The organism is Pedobacter nanyangensis, assembly GCF_003313505.1.
Taxonomy (GTDB): domain Bacteria; phylum Bacteroidota; class Bacteroidia; order Sphingobacteriales; family Sphingobacteriaceae; genus Pedobacter; species Pedobacter nanyangensis.
Map to the genome: position 1 here is coordinate 287,155 of NZ_QMHO01000003.1, position 22,444 is coordinate 309,598.

The 22,444-nt window shown below is 41.9% G+C and carries 18 protein-coding genes; 13 read left to right on the plus strand and 5 right to left on the minus strand.

Annotated elements, in window-relative coordinates; all coding sequences use genetic code 11:
- Positions 1 to 60: 60 nt before the first annotated feature.
- Entirely contained in the window at positions 61 to 306 is a 246-nt protein-coding gene (atpC, locus tag DUT71_RS07245; RefSeq protein ID WP_113661869.1) for an ATP synthase F1 subunit epsilon, read from the plus strand.
- A 95-nt stretch (positions 307 to 401) separates the two neighbouring features.
- Here atpC and DUT71_RS07250 read toward each other — a convergent pair whose 3' ends face one another.
- From DUT71_RS07250 to DUT71_RS07270, 5 genes are all read right to left on the minus strand, one after another.
- Positions 402 to 881: a hypothetical protein gene (locus DUT71_RS07250; RefSeq protein ID WP_162795965.1), complete on the minus strand. Its 480-nt coding sequence runs from the start codon at positions 879 to 881 to the stop codon at positions 402 to 404.
- A gap of 4 nt (positions 882 to 885) precedes the next feature.
- Complete coding sequence (locus tag DUT71_RS07255) at positions 886 to 2,301, minus strand: RagB/SusD family nutrient uptake outer membrane protein (protein WP_162795966.1); 1,416 nt, start codon at positions 2,299 to 2,301, stop codon at positions 886 to 888.
- A 15-nt stretch (positions 2,302 to 2,316) separates the two neighbouring features.
- Positions 2,317 to 5,646, minus strand: a complete 3,330-nt coding sequence (locus DUT71_RS07260; protein ID WP_162795967.1) for a SusC/RagA family TonB-linked outer membrane protein — start codon at positions 5,644 to 5,646, stop codon at positions 2,317 to 2,319.
- Positions 5,647 to 5,845: 199 nt separating this feature from the next.
- A complete protein-coding gene (locus DUT71_RS07265; RefSeq protein ID WP_113661873.1) occupies positions 5,846 to 6,937 on the minus strand; it encodes a FecR family protein in 1,092 nt (363 codons plus the stop codon).
- Between the two features lie 40 nt (positions 6,938 to 6,977).
- Positions 6,978 to 7,589, minus strand: coding sequence for an RNA polymerase sigma factor (locus tag DUT71_RS07270; RefSeq protein ID WP_162795968.1), 612 nt, complete (start codon positions 7,587 to 7,589; stop codon positions 6,978 to 6,980).
- A gap of 171 nt (positions 7,590 to 7,760) precedes the next feature.
- Between DUT71_RS07270 and DUT71_RS07275 the strand changes: the two genes are divergently transcribed.
- From DUT71_RS07275 to leuB, 12 genes are all read left to right on the plus strand, one after another.
- A complete protein-coding gene (locus DUT71_RS07275) occupies positions 7,761 to 8,078 on the plus strand; it encodes a GNAT family N-acetyltransferase (RefSeq protein WP_113661875.1) in 318 nt (105 codons plus the stop codon).
- A gap of 70 nt (positions 8,079 to 8,148) precedes the next feature.
- The gene (locus DUT71_RS07280; RefSeq protein ID WP_162795969.1) at positions 8,149 to 8,793 is read left to right on the plus strand and encodes a hypothetical protein; all 645 of its coding nucleotides are present in this window, start codon (positions 8,149 to 8,151) and stop codon (positions 8,791 to 8,793) included.
- A gap of 508 nt (positions 8,794 to 9,301) precedes the next feature.
- Positions 9,302 to 10,192: a branched-chain amino acid transaminase gene (locus DUT71_RS07285; RefSeq protein WP_113661877.1), complete on the plus strand. Its 891-nt coding sequence runs from the start codon at positions 9,302 to 9,304 to the stop codon at positions 10,190 to 10,192.
- Between the two features lie 206 nt (positions 10,193 to 10,398).
- Positions 10,399 to 12,078 carry a dihydroxy-acid dehydratase gene (ilvD, locus tag DUT71_RS07290; RefSeq protein ID WP_113661878.1) on the plus strand — a complete coding sequence of 560 codons (1,680 nt, stop codon included), beginning with the start codon at positions 10,399 to 10,401 and terminating at the stop codon, positions 12,076 to 12,078.
- A gap of 44 nt (positions 12,079 to 12,122) precedes the next feature.
- Positions 12,123 to 13,865, plus strand: coding sequence for a biosynthetic-type acetolactate synthase large subunit (gene ilvB / locus DUT71_RS07295; RefSeq protein WP_113661879.1), 1,743 nt, complete (start codon positions 12,123 to 12,125; stop codon positions 13,863 to 13,865).
- A gap of 93 nt (positions 13,866 to 13,958) precedes the next feature.
- Positions 13,959 to 14,594 carry an acetolactate synthase small subunit gene (gene ilvN / locus DUT71_RS07300; protein WP_113661880.1) on the plus strand — a complete coding sequence of 212 codons (636 nt, stop codon included), beginning with the start codon at positions 13,959 to 13,961 and terminating at the stop codon, positions 14,592 to 14,594.
- 444 nt (positions 14,595 to 15,038) lie between these two features.
- Positions 15,039 to 16,520 carry a ketol-acid reductoisomerase gene (gene ilvC, locus DUT71_RS07305; RefSeq protein ID WP_113661881.1) on the plus strand — a complete coding sequence of 494 codons (1,482 nt, stop codon included), beginning with the start codon at positions 15,039 to 15,041 and terminating at the stop codon, positions 16,518 to 16,520.
- 111 nt (positions 16,521 to 16,631) lie between these two features.
- Complete coding sequence (gene leuC / locus DUT71_RS07310; RefSeq protein WP_113661882.1) at positions 16,632 to 18,035, plus strand: 3-isopropylmalate dehydratase large subunit; 1,404 nt, start codon at positions 16,632 to 16,634, stop codon at positions 18,033 to 18,035.
- A 144-nt stretch (positions 18,036 to 18,179) separates the two neighbouring features.
- Positions 18,180 to 18,941 (plus strand): class I SAM-dependent methyltransferase, encoded by a 762-nt coding sequence (locus DUT71_RS07315; protein WP_113661883.1) that lies wholly within the window; start codon positions 18,180 to 18,182, stop codon positions 18,939 to 18,941.
- A 66-nt stretch (positions 18,942 to 19,007) separates the two neighbouring features.
- A complete protein-coding gene (gene leuD / locus DUT71_RS07320) occupies positions 19,008 to 19,607 on the plus strand; it encodes a 3-isopropylmalate dehydratase small subunit (RefSeq protein ID WP_113661884.1) in 600 nt (199 codons plus the stop codon).
- Between the two features lie 130 nt (positions 19,608 to 19,737).
- Positions 19,738 to 21,216, plus strand: coding sequence for an ATP-binding cassette domain-containing protein (locus DUT71_RS07325; RefSeq protein ID WP_205313878.1), 1,479 nt, complete (start codon positions 19,738 to 19,740; stop codon positions 21,214 to 21,216).
- 138 nt (positions 21,217 to 21,354) lie between these two features.
- Positions 21,355 to 22,431: a 3-isopropylmalate dehydrogenase gene (gene leuB, locus DUT71_RS07330; RefSeq protein WP_113661886.1), complete on the plus strand. Its 1,077-nt coding sequence runs from the start codon at positions 21,355 to 21,357 to the stop codon at positions 22,429 to 22,431.
- Positions 22,432 to 22,444: the final 13 nt, after the last annotated feature.

Sequence of the window (22,444 nt, forward strand, 5' to 3'; positions counted from 1 at the left end):
CTTACAATCATCAAGTTTGGGTTCTGAATTTATAACCTAAAACTTATAACTTACAACGTAATGAACTTAGAAATATTAACTCCAGATAAGAAAGTTTTCGAAGGCGAAGTAACCGCGGTTACCGTTCCCGGAACTTCCGGCTCTTTTCAAATCTTGAAAGACCACGCTCCGATCATTTCTACTTTAGAAGATGGTCCAGTGATTGTAAAGGAAACAGCAGGCGAAAATATCTACAACATCAAAGGCGGTGTGGTAGAAGTACTGGATAATAAAATTATCGTTTTAGCTGAAGCTGTTGTAGCTTAGGCTAGCCGTTTGAATAACAAAAAAGCCCCGCACATGCGGGGCTTTTTTGTTGGAATTAACTGCGGCCGTTATTGATTTTTCGAAGCCTTAATCCTTTAGGGATAAACACATCTTACGCCCACCCGCCTATAGTTTTTCGAAACCTTAACCTTATCATTGCCCACCAATTCCAGCACGAGCAATGTGGTGCCCACGCCGGTAGGCAAAGATTGAATTTTAATGTTCCCCTTGCTACTGCCTGCATTTATGGTAAATACTTTTCCGTTAGCAATTGCAAAATCCCTGCCCTCCACTGCGGTAGTTTCACCATCTACGATCCTAAACTGCAAGTTTTGGTTCTCTGTAGGTTGCAGCCCCATCAAATTAACCTGAAAAGATACTTCGGCGTTACCAGGATTAACCGTTCTGGTTACAATTGGGTAATCTTTTCCAACGGCAAAAGTTGTAGTAACCGCATCTTCAAATTCGAGGCTATTATCGGTAATTAGATATCGCTCGTTAAAATCTTTCTGACAAGCGCTTAGCCCTAAAGCCATGATTAGGGCAAACAGGTAAAATATATTTCTTTTCATCATCTTCTTAATAGTTAAAATTTTGCTTTAATGCCCCTTCACTGGCGTTTACCTCTCTAATTGGGATTGGCGCCAGCATCCTGTAATCCGTAAACAGCAAATTTCCTGTGGGCTTATTTACATCCATTCCATTGCGCTTCAAGTCAAACCATCGATGTCCCTCAAAAGCGAGTTCTAGGCGTCTCTGCAAAAGTATTTCCTCTAAAAGTGCGACATCAGTTAAATTAACCGAAGCCAGGCCTGCACGATTTCTGATCTTGTTTACATCGGCCAATGCGTTACCGTACTCCGCCGGGCCCATTTTATAGTAAGCCTCTGCTCGGTTAAGGTAAACTTCGGAAAGTCGTAGGATAGGCACATTATCCAGGCCCAAGGTGCCATTTTTGGAGATGAACTTATACATTTCCAAAAAGGGTGCATTTTTTCCCACACCATTCCTGATCAATCCTCTCCTAACGTCAGCCGTTTGATAAAGTGCATAAAAAGTTGGATCAACCGCCAAAACCGCCTGAATGGTAAAAACCGTCCCATCATAGGTTGCTCTGGAAGTGTAGGTAGATCTCAATGACCTATCAGAGCCCACGTTTTCAGAAACGTTGAACTTCAGTTCAAAAATTGATTCGGGATGAACGTCCTTACGCCAGTCTGCCAAAAAATTAGCCGTAGTAGAAAATATGGCGGTAGTTTCGGAAATCGTCCTGTTGGACATTTCTACCGCCTTAGGATAATCACCTTTGTATAAAGCTACCCTCGAAAACAATGCACTTACCGCAGCCTTAGTTACCCGATGGATCGTAGTACTATTTGATATCGATAGATTTTGATGCGCTTTGTTCAAGTCGTCGTAAATCTGATTGTAAACCGCATCAATACTTGGCCTGGCCAATGAAGATATCTTGGTGACATCATCTACACCTACCAACATCAAAGGTACTCCACCGTAATTATATTGGTTGATGACTGCCGTGGGATCATAAGCATAGGCACGCATTAGATCATGATAGCACAAAGCCCTTAAAAAGTAGGCTTGTCCCAGTGTATTTGCCTTCCAATTAGTTTCAAAATTCTGGGCATTCAGTGCATCAAGTATCAGGTTGGTTTGGTTAATGGCGTAATAGGCTATTTGCCAGCTTGCAAAATGGGCGTTTCTGCCATTGGTACTTTCGTTGGCCAAGTGGGAGGCATTTGCGGTGTGCTTGGCGTTATCCGAAAGCGCTTCGGATAGCGCCAGGTAGTCTCTCCCGTAAAGGGTATAATTTTGAAGTCGTGAGTAAACCGATACCAGGGCGGCCTCAATCCCTTCTTTTGAGGTTAATGCCATAGAGGAATCTATCGACTGTTTTGGATCAATTTCCAATAACTTTTCGCAGGCGCTGGAAAACAAGCTCAATGCGATGAAAACAATATAATATCTAAATTTCATGATTATCATTTTTAATTAAAAGCCCAACTGAATGCCAAAGTAATAGGATTTTGTAACGGGTATTACCCCTGTGTTGGAGTTGGTGTTACTGCCTACTACATAAAACTCCGGATCGTAACCTGTAAATTTTGTCCATGTGTAGAGGTTATTTCCCTGCACAAACAATTTTGCGCTTCTTACTTTTAGTTTAGAGCTCCATTTTTGTGGAACCGTATAAGCGAGGTTGATATTTTTTAGCCTGATGTATGAACCATCCTGCAAATATCTGGTAGAGGCCAAATCGCCTCTGGCGCTGTTTCTTTCCGCTGCATTGTCTATAGGCCGCGGCACTGAAGTAATCTGGCCTTCGTGTGTCCAACGATTGTTGTAATACAGGAGCATGCTATTGATTTGCGAGTCGCCCTTTCTGGACATTGTTCTTCCCATGTTATCGTAAACCGTACGGCCATAATCATATTGAAAAAACACGCCCAATGAAAACCCTTTATAATCGAACGTATTGTTTAGGCCTCCAAAAAAGTCTGGCAGTTCATTGGGGAAACCATAAGGCGCATAGTCCGAGGTTTGCATTGCCCCTGGGTTATAGGTGTAGTTTCCTGTTTTATCGTACCAAACGGCACGGCCCGTAGCAGCATTTACGCCTGCATACTGCGGCAATACAAAAGTTCGCAGCGAATATCCTACCCTAACGGTATTGTCCCCTGGCAGTTCTGTTAAGTGATCATACAATTTTTTAACTTCATTGCGCTGGAAAGAGATGTTAAAGGTGGAAGTCCATTTGAAGTTTTTGGAACTGATCCAATTGCTTCCAACCTCAAACTCCAAACCTTGGTTAACCACTTCGCCCAGGTTTTGGTAAATGTCATTATAACCTCCGGCCCAGGCCACCGGTTTGCTCAACAAGAGGTCTGTACTTTTACGGCTATACGCTTCAACAGCCCCAAATACCTTGTTCCTAAACAGGGTATAATCCAAGCCAAGGTTTAAGGTTACGTTACGCTCCCATCTTAATTTAGAATTTCCCAGTGTATTAGCCCTGATACCTGCTTGCCCATTGTAAGAAACTCCGCCACCGTACAACGATCGAGAATCGAAATTACCTATTTGGTCGTTACCGGTTTCACCATAGCCAATGCGCAGCTTCAATTGGTTGATTAATGATTTATTGGCGATAAAATCTTCCCTGGAGATATCCCAGCCCAATGAAATTGCAGGGAACCAACCAAATTTAGTGCCCGAGCCAAACCTCGAAGAACCATCGTAGCGAATAATACCTGATGCCATATATTTACTATCATAGTTGTAGTTGGCCTGAAAAAAGCTTCCCAACCTTTTAAAACCAGTCCAAGAAGAGGAAGCAGAAGTAATGGTAGCCGCCGAGGCCATTTGCTGGAACAGGTGGTTTGGAAATCCCTCACCGGTAACATTACTGCTCTGATTTTCGAAAGACCTGTATTCTACCCCCAAAAGTGTATTTAATTGATGCTTGCCTTTTAACTGCGGATCGAACTGTAAAACGTATGAAGTAGTAAACGTAATGGGCTTGAACTGATACTCGGTTAAAATGCCTTTTCTTTGGTAACCGTCAATACTCCTCGGATCGTAATACTGACGGGCGGATATGTCCCGATAATCCAAGCCCACTAAACCTTTAAGAGACAGGTGGTCTAAAATCCTGTATTTCACCTGTAGATTTCCAAACAAGCTATTGTTTTTCTCTAACGATTCGTTTAATTCAGTTGAGTGCAGGGTGTTTCTGGTAAAAGTTCCCGGAAATCCGGTATAGCTCATATTGTAAGAGCCATCTTCATTATAGATGGGAAGAAAAGGCAAAATCATTGGATTTGCATAACTGGGCGCCGAAAACTGGGTAGTTGTTCCGGCCGAGCCCAAGGGGCCATGTTGCTTTATGGCAGAAAGATTGATGCTTGACAAAACCTCTATTCTGCTGGTGAGCTTGTTGGCATAATTCAAATTAACTGTACCACGTGAAAAATCAGAACCGATAATACTTCCTTCGGTATCTTCCCAGCTGCCAGAAAACCGATAATTACTTTTCTCGGTCCCTCCGGATATGGCCAAATCATATTTTCCGGTTTTTCCGTCGGTGTAGGCTGCCCGTTGCCAATCATAAGTTTTTAAAGCGGCAATATCCTGTGCGGTGTAGGTAGTAGGTAGCTGAGATTGGGTCAGCACCTGATTCCAAACCTGTGCATCGGTAAATGTTGGATTGTAATTTTTGATGGCTTCGTACCTGGCATTAAGATATTGCTGAGAATTCATCATATCCAGCAAATTGATGGGCTTTACACCGCCTCCCCTGTAACTTAATTCAACACTTGGTTTTCCTTGCTTACCTTTTTTTGTGGTAATTAAAACTACGCCGTTTGCCGCCTGTGCCCCATAAACGGAAGCCGCTGCTGCATCTTTTAAAACTTCGATAGATTGAATATCTTCTGGATTGATATTGGCCAATGGATTGCTGGAAACGGTGCTCGAGGAGTTTTCAGTGTTCACAATTAATCCGTCAACGATATACAAGGGTTCGGTACCGGCAGAGATAGAGCCCTGCCCCCTAATCTCAACTTTGATTGCAGCACCGGGTATGCCCACACGGGACTGGATGTTTACCCCGGCCATGCGTCCCTGCATGGCGCCATCAATACTGGTGGACATTGCCCCGGCAATATCCGAAGCCTTAACAGAGGAAATGGACCCCGTAATTTCCCGCTTTTTCTGTACGGTGTAGCCTGTCACCACTATTGCGTCTAAATTGGCCATATCTTCCTCTAGCGCAATATCCAACCTAGTGGCATTTCCCAGCATCAGCTCTTGCTGTTTATAGCCTATAAAGAATACTTGGATAACATCCTCAGGTTTTACATTTTTTAGGAGAAATTTCCCCTGTTGGTCTGTGGTGGTTCCCAAGTTAGTTCCCTTGATCTTTACAGAAGCGCCTATCAAGGGCAGCTTAGTAGTCCTGTCTACTACCGTACCTGGCACCTCGTTATTTTGATGGATCACTTCAGCGGGAGCAGCTTGTCCCAGCTGCCTGTCGTAGATAATAACAATGGTCTTGTTCTTTAATTTATAGGATAGGCCATTTTTTAACAAAACTTCGTTAAGTACTGCGGGCAGCGCCGTTTTGTGGAATTCCACATCTATGGTTTTGCCCATCAGCTTCTCGCTATATTTGTAAAAAAGATTATAGCCGGTTTGCTTTTCCACTTCGCCCAGGACTTTCTCTATGGAGATATTTTTCGCGGATAAGGTTACGGTTTGCGAAAAAGTTTTTGCACTGGCATGCAAAAAGCTAAAGATCAATAGCGCTACGACCAGTTTCATCAATAAAAAGATTTTCCGATACCGTTCGGACACAAAAAAGCATCCTACATCTAAATTTAAATGCATAGTGTTTGGTTGTTTTAGATAATAGTTTGAAAGTTGATTAACTCACCTCCTTAAGTGGCCTAGGCACCAATAAGGCTATGTATCTAAATGACGACTATAGCATTAAATAGGGTAACAGTTTTTTAAATTTTAGTTATTTACCATTGGTAACGCGTAGTTTCCTGTCTTTCAAGGTAACTTTTAAACCGCCTTCGTTAAAAATAGAGATCAGTTCTGCGATACCGGCAGATCGCTGTATCTTACCTACAAACAGCTCATCCCTGAAGGCACTGTCGTAAACCACTTCTACATCGTACCAACGTTCCACCTGTCGCATGATCTCACTTACCGTCAGTTTATCGAATTTGAAATAGCCATTTTTCCAGGCTACCGCCTGCGCAACATCCACCTGCTTAACATTAATGGTATGCTTACCCACCTGGGCCTCCTGCCCTGGCAAAATCACCTTGCTAACCGCACCTGTACTGATAGCTATGGAACCTTCAACCAAAGTGGTTTTAACAAGGCTTTCATTGGCATAAGCATTGATATTGAATACCGTTCCCAATACTTTAATCTCTTGGTCTCTTGATTTCACCACAAAAGGTGTCATTTTACGATGTGCAACTTCAAAATATACTTCGCCCTCAATTTCAACTGATCTGGTATTGCCGCTAAACAATAAGGGAAATTTCAACTTAGAAGCCGAATTGAGCCATACCTTTGTCCCATCAGAAAGCATTAACTGATACGTTCCGCCTTTTGGAGTTTCTAAAGTGCTGTACTGGTTGGTTAAATTTTCCTTTTGTGCGATGTTCAGCTTGGTCAAATCGTAAACCAATCCTTCCCCACTTTTGGCTGATAGCACAATGCCACTTTGGGTTAAAATTTCTTCGCGATGATTGGTGTCCAATAAAATCTCCGCCCCATCAGCCATACGCAGTACAGCATGTTTATATCCCGGCAATACTGCCAACGTCCCTTCATTCGTTTTTACGCCGCCAGGTATAAAATAGTATCCGGCAAAACCCAACAACAACAATATCGCCGCATATTTCAAAAGGCTCCAATTGCTGCCAGTTTTTTTTAACGCAACTTTCTCCTTAATGGCCCTATCCATATCTTCATTTAGATAAGATTCGAGTTCGCCCTTGGATAACAAGTCAAAAAAAACCGCCAATTCTTCCTTTGTTAGCGTTTTATCAACATACCCCTTAACCAGTCTTGTATAAAATTGAGATTGCATAAAATGTAAACCTATTTATCTATAACGATATGAAGCCCTGTTAGGGTAAAAATCTATCCATAAAAATGAAGAGTACTATTTTGAGATTATTGTGTATCCTTAGTTTTTCCAGAACGTTTTTTTTGAGTTTCTTTACGGTGGCTACCATGTGGTGTTTAACCGTGTTTTTAGAGATATTTAGTTCCTTGGACACCTCTTCATAGCTTTTTCCCTCTTGCCTGCACATATAAAATACTTTCTGCGAAGTTTCTGGGAGCTTTGCCAGCTGCTGTTTCAAAAACACAAAATACTCTTTTTCGTGAGCCAAGGCCTCTATCCCCTGGTGATAGTTCTTAAATTCTCGGATCATTTCATCCGGCATCAGCTCTATCCGTTTTATTTTTTTCAGGCAATCTAATGAAGCATTTTTAGCCATACGGAACAAATAGGCTTCAAGCGCCTCAATATGGCTCAATTGAGCTCTATTGTTCCAAATTTTTACAAATAGGTCTTGAACAATGTCTTCGGCAATAGTTTCGCTATGTACATAACGCTGCACAAACCTTTTAAGTTGCTTGGAATGGGTGTTATATAAATGGCTAAAGATCTTATTTTCTTCGACAGATAAATCTTCATTAAAAAATGTAAATGTCGAATCTAGCCCGTCATACATAGCTATAAAGATTAGTTTGTTTACCTCTAAGTTAAACAAATATGCCATTTTAAACAACAAACTTAGCTTTAAGCGCAAATACACAGGCAGCTTTGGTGTTAATTACCATATATCAATATTCAAGTAGTGATTTCTTTCTAACTTCGTTGATATCATTAAAAATCCAAGATCATGAAAGAAGAATTTATCCACCTGCCTCTGTTCAAAAATGAAGAGAAACAACGTTTCGAGCTCACCGTAGATGGCCACACGGCATTTATCGATTACGAAGAAAGCGAGAAAATCATCAAGCTCATCCACACCGAAAGCCCCGAAGCACTAGCTGGAAGAGGAGTAGCAACCGCATTGATTGAAAAAACGCTAAACTATTTGGAAGAAAATGCTTATGCACTGGTTCCTTTATGTCCTTTAGTTTTTGCTTACGTGAAAAGACATCCGGAGTGGAAAAGGTTGGTACCCGCTAAATATCTAAGGCTTTTTGATAGATAGATAGATATTTTATAAGCATTTCCCGTTCTGATTAAGAATAATTATCTTCATGTTCAGAATAATTACGCTCATGAAAAAACTATGGCTTAGTCTCTTAATCATGATGGGAAGCTTTTACACAAAAGCCCAGTCGTTAAGATATTTTGGTTCGGACAATAACGAAATTTCAAAGGAAAAATTTGATGAGACATTAGAAACAGGAAAATTTCTACGAATGCCTGGTGACTCCATCAACCACACAAAGCTCATTCTTAGAGAAGAAAAAGGAAAACTTGCAGACTATGCCGCATTTAAAAAAGCAATAGAGTCGCAAACTAGAAAAAAGCTTTCGGAAATTTCGCCTACTGTATTTATTTACTATCCAGGTAAAGATCCATGCAACACTTCCGGTGCTGCTACACCCGCATCAAAAAGGGCTTGGCATGAGGAACTACAAAAAGGTGTTTGGAAATTATGCGAAACAAAGCCTTTGTACGTCACCAAGAACATCAATGACATGGATAGCACAGGTTCGTCTGTATTGCCCTGGATTAACGATCCTGAACATATCGTAGAAAAAACTTTCTTTAAGCAGCACTATCCTTGTGGAAGCTTTGTAGTGATTGCTCCAAATGGCGATTACCTTAGTCATTTTGGAGAATACGCCAAGGATAGCGTTTGGAAAGCTGTAAAACAAATCAAGAAACAAATGGGCAAAACTGGAGATGAAAGCTAAGCTTTAACACTGCTTCAAACACAACATCCATTTGATCAATATCCACAGCCAAAATTTGCAAGCATTTTCTGACATTTCTCACTTTTAGGCAGAAAATCTTAAAATTTACAATGCAAGCATAATATCTATACCGAATACCAATTCCATATTTGGTCTACTTTCTATAGTGTTTTAGGAGAACAAAAGCTTATTTCTTAAAATTTAAATTTGCAAAACAATAAAAAAATAGAATTTTATTTCAAATTAAATATTTTCATTTTGTCTATTGCTATTTTTTGAACCAAATACTAAATTGGTATTTATAAAAAAAGCACAAAATAATTAGCCCAGTAAAAAATGAAATTCACCAGCTTAAATAGCCTTGTCCTCCTCAGCGGTATTACCGAGGTGCTGCTGCTTAATGTGGTACTTTCATACCAGAGTAAGGGTTTCTTATAAGATATTGATATAACATCTAAAAAGCGTCCCCTTCTTCAAAAAATGGGACGCTTTTTTTAAACATAGCAAAATGAATTATTACAATTCGAACACGGTAATTTATTTAAATGGCCAGTTTGTAAAGGCCAACGAAGCCAAGACCGATTTATATGGACAATCGCTTCACTACGGCTTTGCAGCATTTGAGGGCATTAGGGCCTATAAAACCCATAATGCCACCCGTATTTTCAAGGCCAGAGAGCATTTCGAGCGGCTAAAACGCTCCTGCGAACTAACAGGCATTCCATTTAATTGGGACATTAATGACTTGATTAGACAAACTTACCGCCTACTCGAACTGAATAATTTAAAAGACGCCTACATCCGTCCGCTGGTTTTTAGCGAGCCGCAAATGACATTGGTTGCCCCGGTGCGTACCTCTATCATGCTTTGCGCATGGGAATGGGGAGCTTACTTGGGCGACAGACAGTTGAAAGTGTGCATCTCGCCTTTTGAGCGCCCAAATCCAAAATCCATAAAAATTGAAGCAAAAATCAGCGGCAACTATGTCAATTCCATTTTAGCTACCTCAGATGCCAAAAACAAAGGTTTTGACGAAGCCCTGTTGTTAGATGCCAGCGGCCATGTAGCCGAGGCTCCCGGGGCAAATATCTTTATTGAAAAAGGAGGAAAACTTTATACGCCCGCCAAAGGAAACATTTTACCTGGCATCACTAGAGCAACCATGATGGAACTTTGCCGGGTGTTAGACATCGAAGTGATTGAAAAAGAGATCACAGTGGATTTCTTAAGAGAAGCAGATGGCGCCTTTTTTTGCGGAACCGCAGTAGAAGTAGTAGGCATTCACACCGTTGATGATGTCGTATATAGACAAAGATGGAGGGATAGCATTGGTGCTACCTTGCAAAGAGCATATAAAAACCTGGTACTGGAGAAAGTGAACTACGAAGTGATCATTTAATTTCTCTTCTTGATAATTTGTTAGTATGTTTGGCTGAAACAAAAACCACACATGCGTTTAAATACAGTCATTATTAACAACATTATCATTATTCCTCACCAGAGGGAAGGCAATCGTTGTATATAATGAAAAAGATACTATAGCGAAACCGCCTCCCAAAAAGAGGCGGTTTTTTTTTGAATTGAACAGAACAAACAACAATATAAATGGAATTAAATAAATACAGTAAGACTTTTACGCAAGATCCAACACAACCCGCAGCACAAGCGATGCTTTATGGAATTGGTTTAACTGATGCCGATATGGCCAAAGCTCAAGTGGGCATTGCAAGTATGGGTTATGATGGCAACACTTGTAACATGCACTTAAATGACTTAGCCGCTGTGGTTAAAAAAGGGGTCTGGAACAACGATTTAGTGGGTCTTACTTTTAATACCATTGGCGTAAGTGATGGCATGAGCAATGGCACCGAAGGCATGCGCTACTCGTTGGTAAGCCGCGATGTCATTGCCGACAGTATCGAAACCATTTGTGGTGGCCAATACTATGATGGTGTAATTGCCATCCCGGGTTGTGACAAGAATATGCCAGGTGCCATTATGGCCATGGCTCGTTTAGATCGCCCTTCTATTATGGTATACGGCGGAACTATCGCACCAGGCCATTACAAAGGTGAAGAATTAAACATCGTTTCTGCTTTTGAAGCTTTAGGCCAAAAAATCTGTGGCAATTTATCAGACGAAGACTATCAAGGCATTATTAAACATACCTGCCCTGGTGCTGGTGCCTGCGGCGGAATGTACACGGCTAATACCATGGCTTCTGCCATTGAGGCACTAGGGATGAGCTTACCTTATTCGGCCTCTAACCCAGCCATTAGTGAAGAAAAGAAAAACGAATGTTTAGATGCAGGTAAATATATCCGCATCCTTTTGGAAAAAGACATCAAACCTTCGGATATCATGACCCGGAAGGCTTTTGAAAATGCCATCCGCACCATTATCGTTTTAGGCGGAAGTACGAATGCGGTATTACATTTTATCGCAATAGGTAAGGCTATTGGCGTTGAAGTTTCACAGGATGATTTCCAACGCATGAGCGACATCACTCCTGTATTGGCAGATTTTAAACCTAGTGGTAAATTCCTAATGCAAGATTTACATCAGTTTGGTGGAACACCTGCGGTGATGAAATATATGCTGGATGAGGGCATGCTACATGGCGATTGCTTAACGGTTACTGGAAAAACCGTGGCAGAAAACCTGAAAGATGTAAAATCAATTATCGACTATAACCAACCGATTATACAAAAATTAGATAACCCGGTTAAAGCGACTGGTCACTTACAGATTTTGTACGGAAACCTGGCAGAAAAAGGTTCGGTAGCCAAAATCTCTGGAAAGGAAGGCGAGAAATTCGAGGGCCCTGCAAGAGTTTTCGATGGTGAGCAAGATTTAGTGGCTGGGATCGCCTCTGGTCGAATTAAGCCAGGTGACGTAGTGGTGATAAAAAACGAAGGCCCTGTGGGTGCACCAGGTATGCCAGAAATGTTAAAACCCACTTCGCTAATTATTGGTGCCGGCTTAGGCAAAAGCGTTGCCCTAATTACCGATGGCCGTTTCTCTGGGGGCACGCATGGTTTTGTAGTGGGCCACATTACACCAGAAGCTTACAAAGGTGGTTTAATTGGCCTAGTAGAAGACGATGACATCATTGTGATTGATGCGGTAAATAATAAAATTACGCTACAGGTTAGCGACGAAGTCATCGCTGAACGCCGAGCGAAATGGCAGCAGCCTAAACTGAAAGTCAGCAAGGGCGTATTATTTAAATATGCCCGTACCGTTTCAGATGCTGCCGGAGGTTGTGTAACCGACGAAGCCTAACAATTAACCTAAACCGAAAACTTCCATTCATAAAATATAGAATTATGGAAACCTTACAAGATACAGAGACGAAAAAGACAACCACAAGCTCCCCTACCTTTAAAGGTTCGGGTTCGCAAATGTTGTTGAATGCCCTTATTGAGGAAGGCGTAAGTACCATTTTTGGCTATCCAGGTGGTGCAATTATGCCTATTTACGATGCGCTTTACGATTATGCAGACAAGCTAGAACATATTTTGGTACGCCATGAGCAAGGTGGTATTCACGCTGCCCAGGGTTATGCCCGCACCAGTGGCAAAGTAGGTGTTGCTTTTGCCACAAGTGGCCCAGGTGCAACCAACTTGGTTACTGGTTTAGCTGATGCACAAATTGATAGCACGCCTATTGTTTGTATCACTGGACAGGTATTTGCCCACCTATTGGGAACGGATGCTTTCCAGGAAACTGATGTGATTAACATTACTACACCGGTAACCAAATGGAACTACCAAATTACCGATGCAAAGGAAATCCCTGAAGTATTGGCGAAAGCTTTTTACATTGCTAAAAGCGGCAGGCCAGGTCCCGTATTGATTGACATTACCAAAAATGCGCAGCTACAAATTGAAGAGTTTGAAGCTTACGTAAAATGTAACCATATCCGCAGTTACCGACCTAAACCAAAAGTGAGGGTTGAGTTTATTGAGGAGGCCGCCAAATTAATTAACAGCGCTCAAAAGCCTTTTGTATTGTTTGGGCAAGGGGTGATTTTGGGCAATGCCGAAAAAGAATTTAAAGCATTTATCGAAAAAACTGGGATTCCTGCGGCCTGGACCATTATGGGCGAAGGCGCCATTCCAACCGACCACCCGCTAAATGTAGGGATGTTGGGGATGCATGGCAATTACGGGCCAAATGTTTTAACGAACGAAGCGGATGTCATTATCGCTATCGGAATGCGTTTTGATGACCGTGTAACTGGCCGTTTGGATAAATATGCGAAACAGGCAAAAATTGTTCACTTGGATATTGACCCTGCGGAAATTGATAAAAACGTTAAAGCCGAAGTGGGTGTTTGGGGCGACTGCAAAGAGACACTTCCAATTTTAACCAACCTGGTTAAACAAAACAGACATGAGGCTTGGGTTGCACAATTTAGAGATTATAATCAACAGGAAATAGACCAGGTCATTACACCTGAATTATACCCTGCGGGTGAGGAAATGACCATGGGCGAAGTTTTACGAACCTTAAACGAGCTTACCGGTGGCGATGCAGTCATTGTTACGGATGTTGGTCAGCACCAAATGGTGGCTTGCCGTTATGCTAAATTTAACAAAACACGTAGCAATGTTACTTCTGGTGGTTTAGGGACCATGGGCTTTGGTTTACCTGCCGCTATTGGTGCCAAATATGGTGCTCCAGAGCGTACGGTAGTGGCCATTATCGGTGATGGTGGTTTCCAAATGACGCCACAGGAACTAGGTACCATTATGCAGTTTGGTGCAGCCGTAAAAATCCTGATTTTAAACAACCAGTTCTTGGGAATGGTGCGCCAGTGGCAGCAATTGTTCCACGATAAGCGCTATTCGTTTGTGAATATTACCAGCCCTGATTTTGTGGCTTTAGCTAAATCATACTACATCGAAGCGAGTAAAGTAGACCAAAGAGCTGAACTTAAAAAGGCTTTGGAGACGATGATTAATCACCAAGGTTCATACCTTTTAGAGGTAATGGTTGGCAAGGAAAACAACGTTTTCCCGATGGTACCGCAAGGTTGCAGTGTAAGTGAAATTAGATTGAAATAATTAGAGCAAAGAACAAGGATCAAAGAGCAACGATTAAAAGTATAGACATCATGTCTTTGATCCTTGTTCCTTTATCCTTAATCCACAGAAACAATGAGTAACGACACCATAAAATACATTCCTGGCGATGCCAATTACGAAGGTAAGCAGGACTTCACCATCACTGTTTACGCCGAAGACAGGGTTGGTTTACTGAACCGTATCTCGATTATATTTTCGAAAAGAAAGATCAACATCGACAGTTTAAACACGTCTCCGTCGGAGATTGCGGGCATACACCGTTTTACCATTTTAATTAACGAAAGTTATGAAGTGGTAAGAAAGTTGGCACGCCAGATTGAGAAACAGGTTGAGGTGCTGAAAGTGTACTTCAATACGGATAGCGAAGTGATTTGGCAGGAACTGGCACTTTACAAGGTATCCACCGAAGAGATTACCGAGAAAGTAACGGTAGAGCGTTTGTTGAGACAATATGGCGCTACTGCGGTAGTGATTAGAAAAGATTATACCGTTTTCTCGGTAACTGGCCATAAGGAAGAAACGGATGCTTTGGTAAAAGCCCTTGAGCCTTATGAACTGATTGAATTTGTTCGCTCGGCAAGGGTGGCCATCATTAAAGATAGCGCTGGTTTCCACGAAAAACTGAAAGAGTTTGAGGCTGAGGAACCCGGGGAAGAGCGTGTAGAAAACGAGTTTCTGGATAAGGGCGATAAGATTTTTACGATGTAAATCGTCGGGAAGTTGGAAAAGACCGAAAGTTAGGACGATTGAGTACCATATCTTGCGGACTTTTCGGGCTTACGGACTGAAGTTAACTAAACCCGATTGAAGCGGAAATACTTTTTGGTGATCTAGCGAGAAAAGATTGCCACGTGGTTCCTCCTCGCAATGACGAAAAAGGAGCGAATGACAGAAAGCCAAAAAGATTAGAGCGAAAAGCGGGACTACCTTAACCGAAGCGCACAGAACCATGCTTTACAAGAAAATAGCGCAAGGATTAAAGAGCAAAGAATAAAGACCAATAGTATAATTATCGGTGAAATCACAAAATCTGTGTAATCAAACCGAAGGAAAAAAATTAAAACGTAAACAATAAATCAGTGTAACCGAGCTTGCGAGCTCATCGCAGATAATCACAAAATCTGTGTAATCACTAAAAAACTAAATAGAACAATGGCAAATTATTTTAACACATTACCACTTAGAGAAAAATTGAACCAATTGGGCGTATGCGATTTCATGGAAAACGACGAGTTTTTGGATGGCGTAAATGCATTAAAAGGTAAAAAGCTGGTAGTTGTAGGTTGTGGCGCTCAGGGCTTAAACCAAGGTTTAAACCTAAGAGACAGCGGTTTGGATGTATCTTATGCGTTGCGCAAGGAAGCTATCGAGCAAAAAAGAGATAGCTGGAAAAATGCAACGGATAACAATTTCAAGGTAGGTACTTATGAGGAATTGATCCCAACTGCTGATGTGGTGATTAACCTTACCCCGGATAAACAACACACTGCTGTAGTAAGTGCTGTAATGCCGTTGATGAAACAGGGTGCTACCCTATCTTACTCTCATGGTTTTAACATTGTAGAGGAAGGAATGCAAATCCGTAAAGACCTCACCGTAATTATGGTGGCTCCTAAATGCCCAGGTTCTGAGGTTAGAGCCGAGTATTTAAGAGGTTTTGGTGTTCCTACCTTAATTGCCGTTCACCCTGAAAACGATCCTGAAGGTAAAGGTTTGGCACAAGCTAAGGCTTACTGCGTAGGCACGGGTGGTCATAGAGCGGGTGTGTTGAAATCATCTTTTGTGGCCGAGGTTAAATCTGACTTGATGGGCGAGCAAACGATTTTGTGTGGTTTATTGCAAACTGGTTCTATCCTTTCTTTCGATAAAATGGTGGAAAAAGGAATTGACGCTGGTTATGCTTCTAAACTGGTACAATACGGTGTTGAGGTGATTACCGAAGCCTTGAAACATGGTGGTGTAAGTGGTATGATGGACCGTTTGAGCAATGTAGCTAAAATCAAAGCCTTTAAAATTTCGGAGGAGCTGAAAGATATTATGCGTCCGTTGTTCCAAAAGCACCAAGATGACATTATGAGCGGCGAATTTAGCAGCACCATGATGGCCGACTGGGCTAATGGCGATGCTAACCTATTGAAATGGAGAGCTGAAACGGGTGAAACTGCTTTCGAAAAAACACCTGCTGGTGACGTTAAAATTGGCGAGCAAGAGTACTTTGACAACTATACTTTGATGGTGGCTTTTGTAAGAGCGGGCGTTGAATTGGCTTTTGAAACCATGGTGGAAGCGGGTATTAAACCAGAAAGTGCTTATTACGAATCGTTGCACGAAACTCCACTAATTGCAAACACCATTGCTCGCAAGAAATTGTTTGAAATGAACCGTGTAATTTCTGATACTGCGGAGTACGGCTGTTACTTATTTGACCAAGCTTGTAAACCTTTATTGGCTGATTTCATGAAAACGGTTGATACTGATTTAGTAGGTAAAAACTTTAACGAGGGCAAAGATGGTTCGGTGGATAATGCTGAACTGGTAGCCATTAATGAGATTTTACGCGACCACCAAGTGGAGGTTGTAGGTAGAAAATTGCGTAAAGCAATGACTGCCATGAAGTCGATCAAGACCGCTTAATATTAAAAAGAATGTCGTCCTGAGCTTGTCGAAGGAATTCTTTTCTAATTTTACGGAAAAGTCTTCGACGGGCTCAGACTGACAAACTAACTAAAAATAATTTATAAAAAGATGGCGAAAACATTAGTAGAAAAAATATGGGACGCTCACGTAGTGAAACGTGAAGAAGGCTTTCCTGATATTTTATACATTGATACGCATTTAATTCACGAGGTTACTTCGCCTCAGGCCTTTGATGGCTTGAGAAAACGTGGCATCGGGCTTTTCCGTCCGAAACAAACTGTAGCTACAGCCGACCATAACGTGCCTACTTTAAACCAGCATTTACCCATCAAGGAAGAGCTTTCCAGATATCAGGTAGATATGCTGACCAAAAACTGTGCAGAGTTTGGCGTAGAGCTTTATGGCTTGGGCCATCCTTTTCAAGGGATTGTACACGTAATTGGCCCTGAATTGGGCATTACCCTACCAGGTAAAACCATGGTTTGTGGCGACAGCCATACGTCAACCCACGGTGCTTTTGGGGCCATTGCTTTTGGTATTGGCACCTCACAAGTGGAGCAGGTTTTTGCCACGCAATGCTTGCAACAATCGAAACCTAAAACCATGAAAATTGAGGTAAATGGTGAACTGAGAAAAGGCGTTGGCGCAAAAGACATCATCCTTTACATCATCTCTAAAATTTCTGCCGCTGGTGGTACCGGTTATTTTGTAGAATTTGCAGGCTCGGCCATTCGTTCATTAAGTATGGAAGCCCGCATGACCGTTTGCAACATGAGTATCGAAATGGGTGCCCGTGGCGGTTTAATTGCACCAGATGAAACTACTTTTGAATATGTAAAAGGCAGAAAATTTGCTCCTGCTGGCGAAGAATGGGACAAAGCACTAGCTTATTGGAAAACCTTGTACAGTGATGAGGATGCAAAATTTGATGCGGTATTAACTTATGATGCGGCTGACATTGCACCAATGATTACCTACGGCACCAACCCTGGAATGGGTATTGGCATTGCCGATCATATTCCTGCAACTGCTGCACAACCAGAAACAGAACAGGCATCTTATAAGAAAGCTTTGGATTATATGGGCTTTGCCGATGACGAAAGTTTATTGGGCAAACCTGTAGATTATGTTTTCATTGGTAGTTGCACCAATTCTCGTATTGAGGATTTACGTGCCGTGGCCGAGTTTGTGAAAGGCAAACAGAAAGCCGATAACGTAGAAGTTTGGATTGTTCCAGGCTCAAAGCAAGTAGAAGCTCAAGCCATTGCCGAAGGTTTGGACAAAGTTTTTGAAGCCTCTGGTTTTCAATTACGTGAACCAGGTTGCTCGGCTTGTTTGGGAATGAACGAAGATAAAATTCCAGCAGGGAAATATTGCGTCTCTACCTCGAACAGAAACTTTGAAGGCCGCCAGGGACCAAATGCCAGAACCATGCTGGCTAGCCCGTTAACAGCAGCAGCAGCGGCGGTTACAGGTAAAATTACAGATGTAAGGGAGTTATTGGAGGCTTAAAGGCAAGAAGGTTTAAGGTTGGTCGGTCATTGCGAGGAGGAACGACAAAGCAATCTTAAAGCAAATGCCTTTTAATTACCAACATTGTAAGATTGCTTTCGTGCCTCGCAATAACGAAACAATTAAACAAAAAAAACGAGCATTATGCCAGAAATACATTGGGACAGCAAGCTTTACAACGAGCAACATCGTTTCGTATCTGATTACGGGGCGGATGTTTTGCAATGGCTTGACGCAAAAGAGGGAGAAAATATTTTAGACGTGGGTTGCGGTACTGGTGATTTAGCCGCTAAAATTCAGGAGGCTGGAGCAACTGTTTTAGGAGTTGATGCTTCTGCAGAAATGGTTGAGCTGGCCAAGCAGACCTATCCTAGCATTTCATTTGAGCAAAAAGATGCCGCTCAACTGGATTATAGTAGAGAGTTTGATGCCGTATTTAGCAATGCCACCTTCCACTGGATAGAAAACCAAAGAGGACTATTGCGCGGCATTTATAAAAGTTTAAAACATGGTGGGCGTTTAGTGGCCGAATTTGGAGGTAAGGGGAATATTAAATCTATTGTTGATGCCATTGACACTGCCGCCAAACAACTGCAATTGGAGCACAGGATCATTTCAAACTTCTGGTTTTTCCCTTCCATTAGCCATTACGCAACGCTGTTAGAATCCGCAGGTTTCGAAACAGAACAAATGTGGTTGTTTGATAGACCAACCGCATTAGTTGGTGAAGACGGCATGTTAAAGTGGATCAATCAGTTTGCACAGCATGCCTTTGTAAACCTGAACGAGGAAGAAGCCAAAGCAGTAACAGATTTAGCGGTAAGCATCCTAAAGCCTAACTATTTTAAAGATGGCGAGTGGACCGCAGACTATAAAAGATTAAGGATAAAAGCGATTAAAAAGTAATAAGTTTTAGGTGATAAGTTGTAAATCCAAACAACAAACCAACCAAAAAACGAGAAAACTATATAAATGAAAAAATTTGAAACATTAAGCTCATCGGTAGTGCCCTTATCGATTGAGAACATTGATACCGACCAGATCATCCCGGCAAGGTTTTTAAAAGCCACTACCCGTGAAGGCTTTGGGGAAAACCTTTTCCGCGATTGGCGTTATAATGGTGATAATACCCCTAAAGCAGATTTCGTGCTAAACGATCCTACTTACAGCGGCAAGATATTGGTAGCTGGCAAAAACTTCGGTTGTGGCAGTAGCCGTGAGCATGCGGCTTGGGCCATTCAAGATGCTGGCTTTGATGTAGTGATTAGCAGTTTCTTTGCAGATATTTTCAAAGGAAATGCCCTAAACAACGGCTTATTACCAATCCAAGTGAGTGACGAATTTTTAGCGGCCATTTTTGCGCAAGTAGCTAAAGATCCAAAAGCTACGTTGACGGTAAACTTAGAAGAACAAACGGTAACCATCGAGGCTACTGGTGCTCAAGAAAGTTTTGAGATCAATCCCTACAAAAAATCATGCTTGATTAACGGTTACGATGATATTGATTTTGTTCGCAGTCAAACAGATTTGATTGAAGAATTTGAGAAAAACAAAGTTTTTAAATTTTATTAACTGCTATAATATACTTAGATAAAGCTGATGCTGAAATAAATTCAGCATGACGAGCCCCTAGCGTCACCCTGAATTTATTTCAGGGCCTGTTACACAAGCTCTTTGCATCAATGATTATAAAGTAAACATAATGAGTACTTCAATAGTTCAAATCTCCAACCTCAATTTAAAATACGGCAACAAAGCGGTGTTAAGGGATTTGGAATGGACTATCCAGGCGGGAGAAAACTGGTTGTTGACTGGCCTTAGCGGCAGTGGTAAAACAGCCCTATTGAAAGCCATTGCGGGTATTGAAAAAAGCACCGACGAGATTGTCGTCAGTTTTGATAAACAAAGCAGTGCCAGGCCCGTCTGCCAGTACATTGCCCAATGGTATCAATTTAAAAATGTAGAAGGCGTAGCCAATTTCTACTACCAACAACGCTACAACGCACAACAAGTTCAAGATACCTTAACCGTGAATGCCGAGTTGGCCCATTACGCTAAGGAAAATCATTTGAACTTGCCCCAAGCAGAACCTATTTTAGAAGCACTTGGTTTTGCACCTCTTAAAAACGCCCAATTGATCGAGCTATCGAGTGGCGAACACAAAAAACTGCAACTGGTAAAAGCCCTATGGTTAAAACCACAGTTGCTGTTACTAGACCAACCTTACACTGGTTTAGACATCCAATCCCGTCAAAATCTGAACAACTTATTAGATGAAGTCACCAGCAATGGTGTACAAACGATCTTGATCAGCAATGAAACCGAAATCCCAGCCTGTATCAATAGGTATGCTGAAATCGTTGACGGACAACTGGAGGAACATTTCACCTTCTGTAGCAGAAAGGAAATTGTCATTGAAGATCGACCTATTCCTGAGTTTTTACATCAAGCGCCACCTTCGAGCAGTGAAACCTTGATCAAAATGGTAGGTGTAAACATCAACTATGGCGAAAAGCAGGTGCTTAAAAACGTAGACTGGGAAATTAAAGCAGGCGAAAAATGGCTGCTACAAGGTCATAACGGATCAGGAAAATCAACTTTGTTAAGCTTGATCAATGGCGACCATCCTCAGGCCTATGCCAACGAGATTTATCTTTTCGGCAACAAACGTGGCTCGGGCGAAAGTATTTGGGACATTAAAGAGCACATTGGTTTAATCTCCCCTGAATTACATTGGTATTTTGATTTTAATGCCACCGTTTGGCAAAGCATCGCCTCTGGCTTTTTCGACAGCATTGGACTGTACAAAGAAATTGGCTGGCACAAACGCACACAGGTAGATGAACTCATTGAGTACTTTGGACTAACTGCTAATAAAAATGATTTATTGGCGCAACTGCCCTTGGGGAAACAGCGCTTGGTTTTATTGGCCAGAACGGTCATTAAAAATCCAGAGTTGTTGGTACTGGATGAACCTTGCCAAGGTTTAGATGCGCACCAAACCCTTCAATTTAACACCTTAATTGATGGTTTGTGCACCACCAACAGAACCTTGATTTATGTATCGCACAGCGATGACCAACTACCGAAAAACCTAACGCACCAATTATTACTCAGCAAAGGCGAAGTGATACATAACAAGATTTATAAAAAGAGAGAAGAATTAGAAAGCGTGATTTAGAAAGCTTAACCCTTAAACCGATGAGATTGCTTCGTACCTCGCAATGACGGAACTATTGTCGTCTTTGCGAGGAGGAACGACGAAGCAATCTCCAAGAATTAAGCGTGATAATTGTCGCACGAAAACATATCACATACAATGAAAAAAAACATATTAGTAATACCTGGTGATGGCATTGGCCAAGAAGTAACCCAATGGGGAAAAGCAGCGCTAGCGCAAATCGCAAAAAACTACGGCCACGAATTTACTTTCGACGAGGCCTTGATGGGCCACGCAGCCATTGAAGTAACGGGCAATCCACTCCCTGAGGAAACTTTAGAAAAAGCACGTAAAAGCGATGCGATTTTATTCGGGGCCATTGGTCATGCGATGTACGACAATGATCCTTCTTTAAAGGTTAGACCAGAACAAGGCTTACTAAAAATCAGAAAAGAACTGGGCTTATATGCGAACCTTCGCCCTATCCTCTTATTCGACGAATTACTGGAAGCATCCAGCATCAAAGCGCACATCTTAAAAGGCACCGATATTTTATTTTTCAGAGAATTAACAGGTGATGTTTACTTCGGGGAAAAGAAACGTTCGGAAGACAGAAACACCGCTTCAGATTTGATGATTTACCACAGATATGAAGTAGAACGCATTGCACACAAAGCTTTCCAGGCCGCACAACAACGCAGCAAAAGATTGTGTTCGGTAGATAAAGCGAACGTACTGGAGTCTTCTCGTTTATGGCGCGAAACGGTGCAGGAAATTGCCAAACAATACCCTGATGTAGAAACCGAGCACATGTTTATCGACAATGCGGCCATGCAGTTGATTAAAAATCCGAAGAAATTTGACGTGGTACTAACCGCCAACCTTTTTGGCGATATCCTCACTGATGAAGCTTCGCAAATTGCGGGTTCAATGGGTATGCTAGCTTCTGCCTCTGTAGGTGATGGGGTAGGCTTTTACGAACCTATCCACGGTTCGGCCCATGATATTGCAGGCAAAAACCTGGCTAATCCATTGGCTTCTATCCTATCGGCAGCGCTGATGTTAGAAATTAGTTTCGGCCTACCAGAAGAAGCAAAAGCCCTGGTGAGCGCTGTGGACCAAGCCTTAAAAGATGGTTACCGAACTGGCGACATTGCCGACCAAAATACCGAAGCCAGCAAAATATTAGGCACCCAAGAAATGGGACAATTAGTATTAAAATATTTAGCACAATAACCTAAACCTAAAA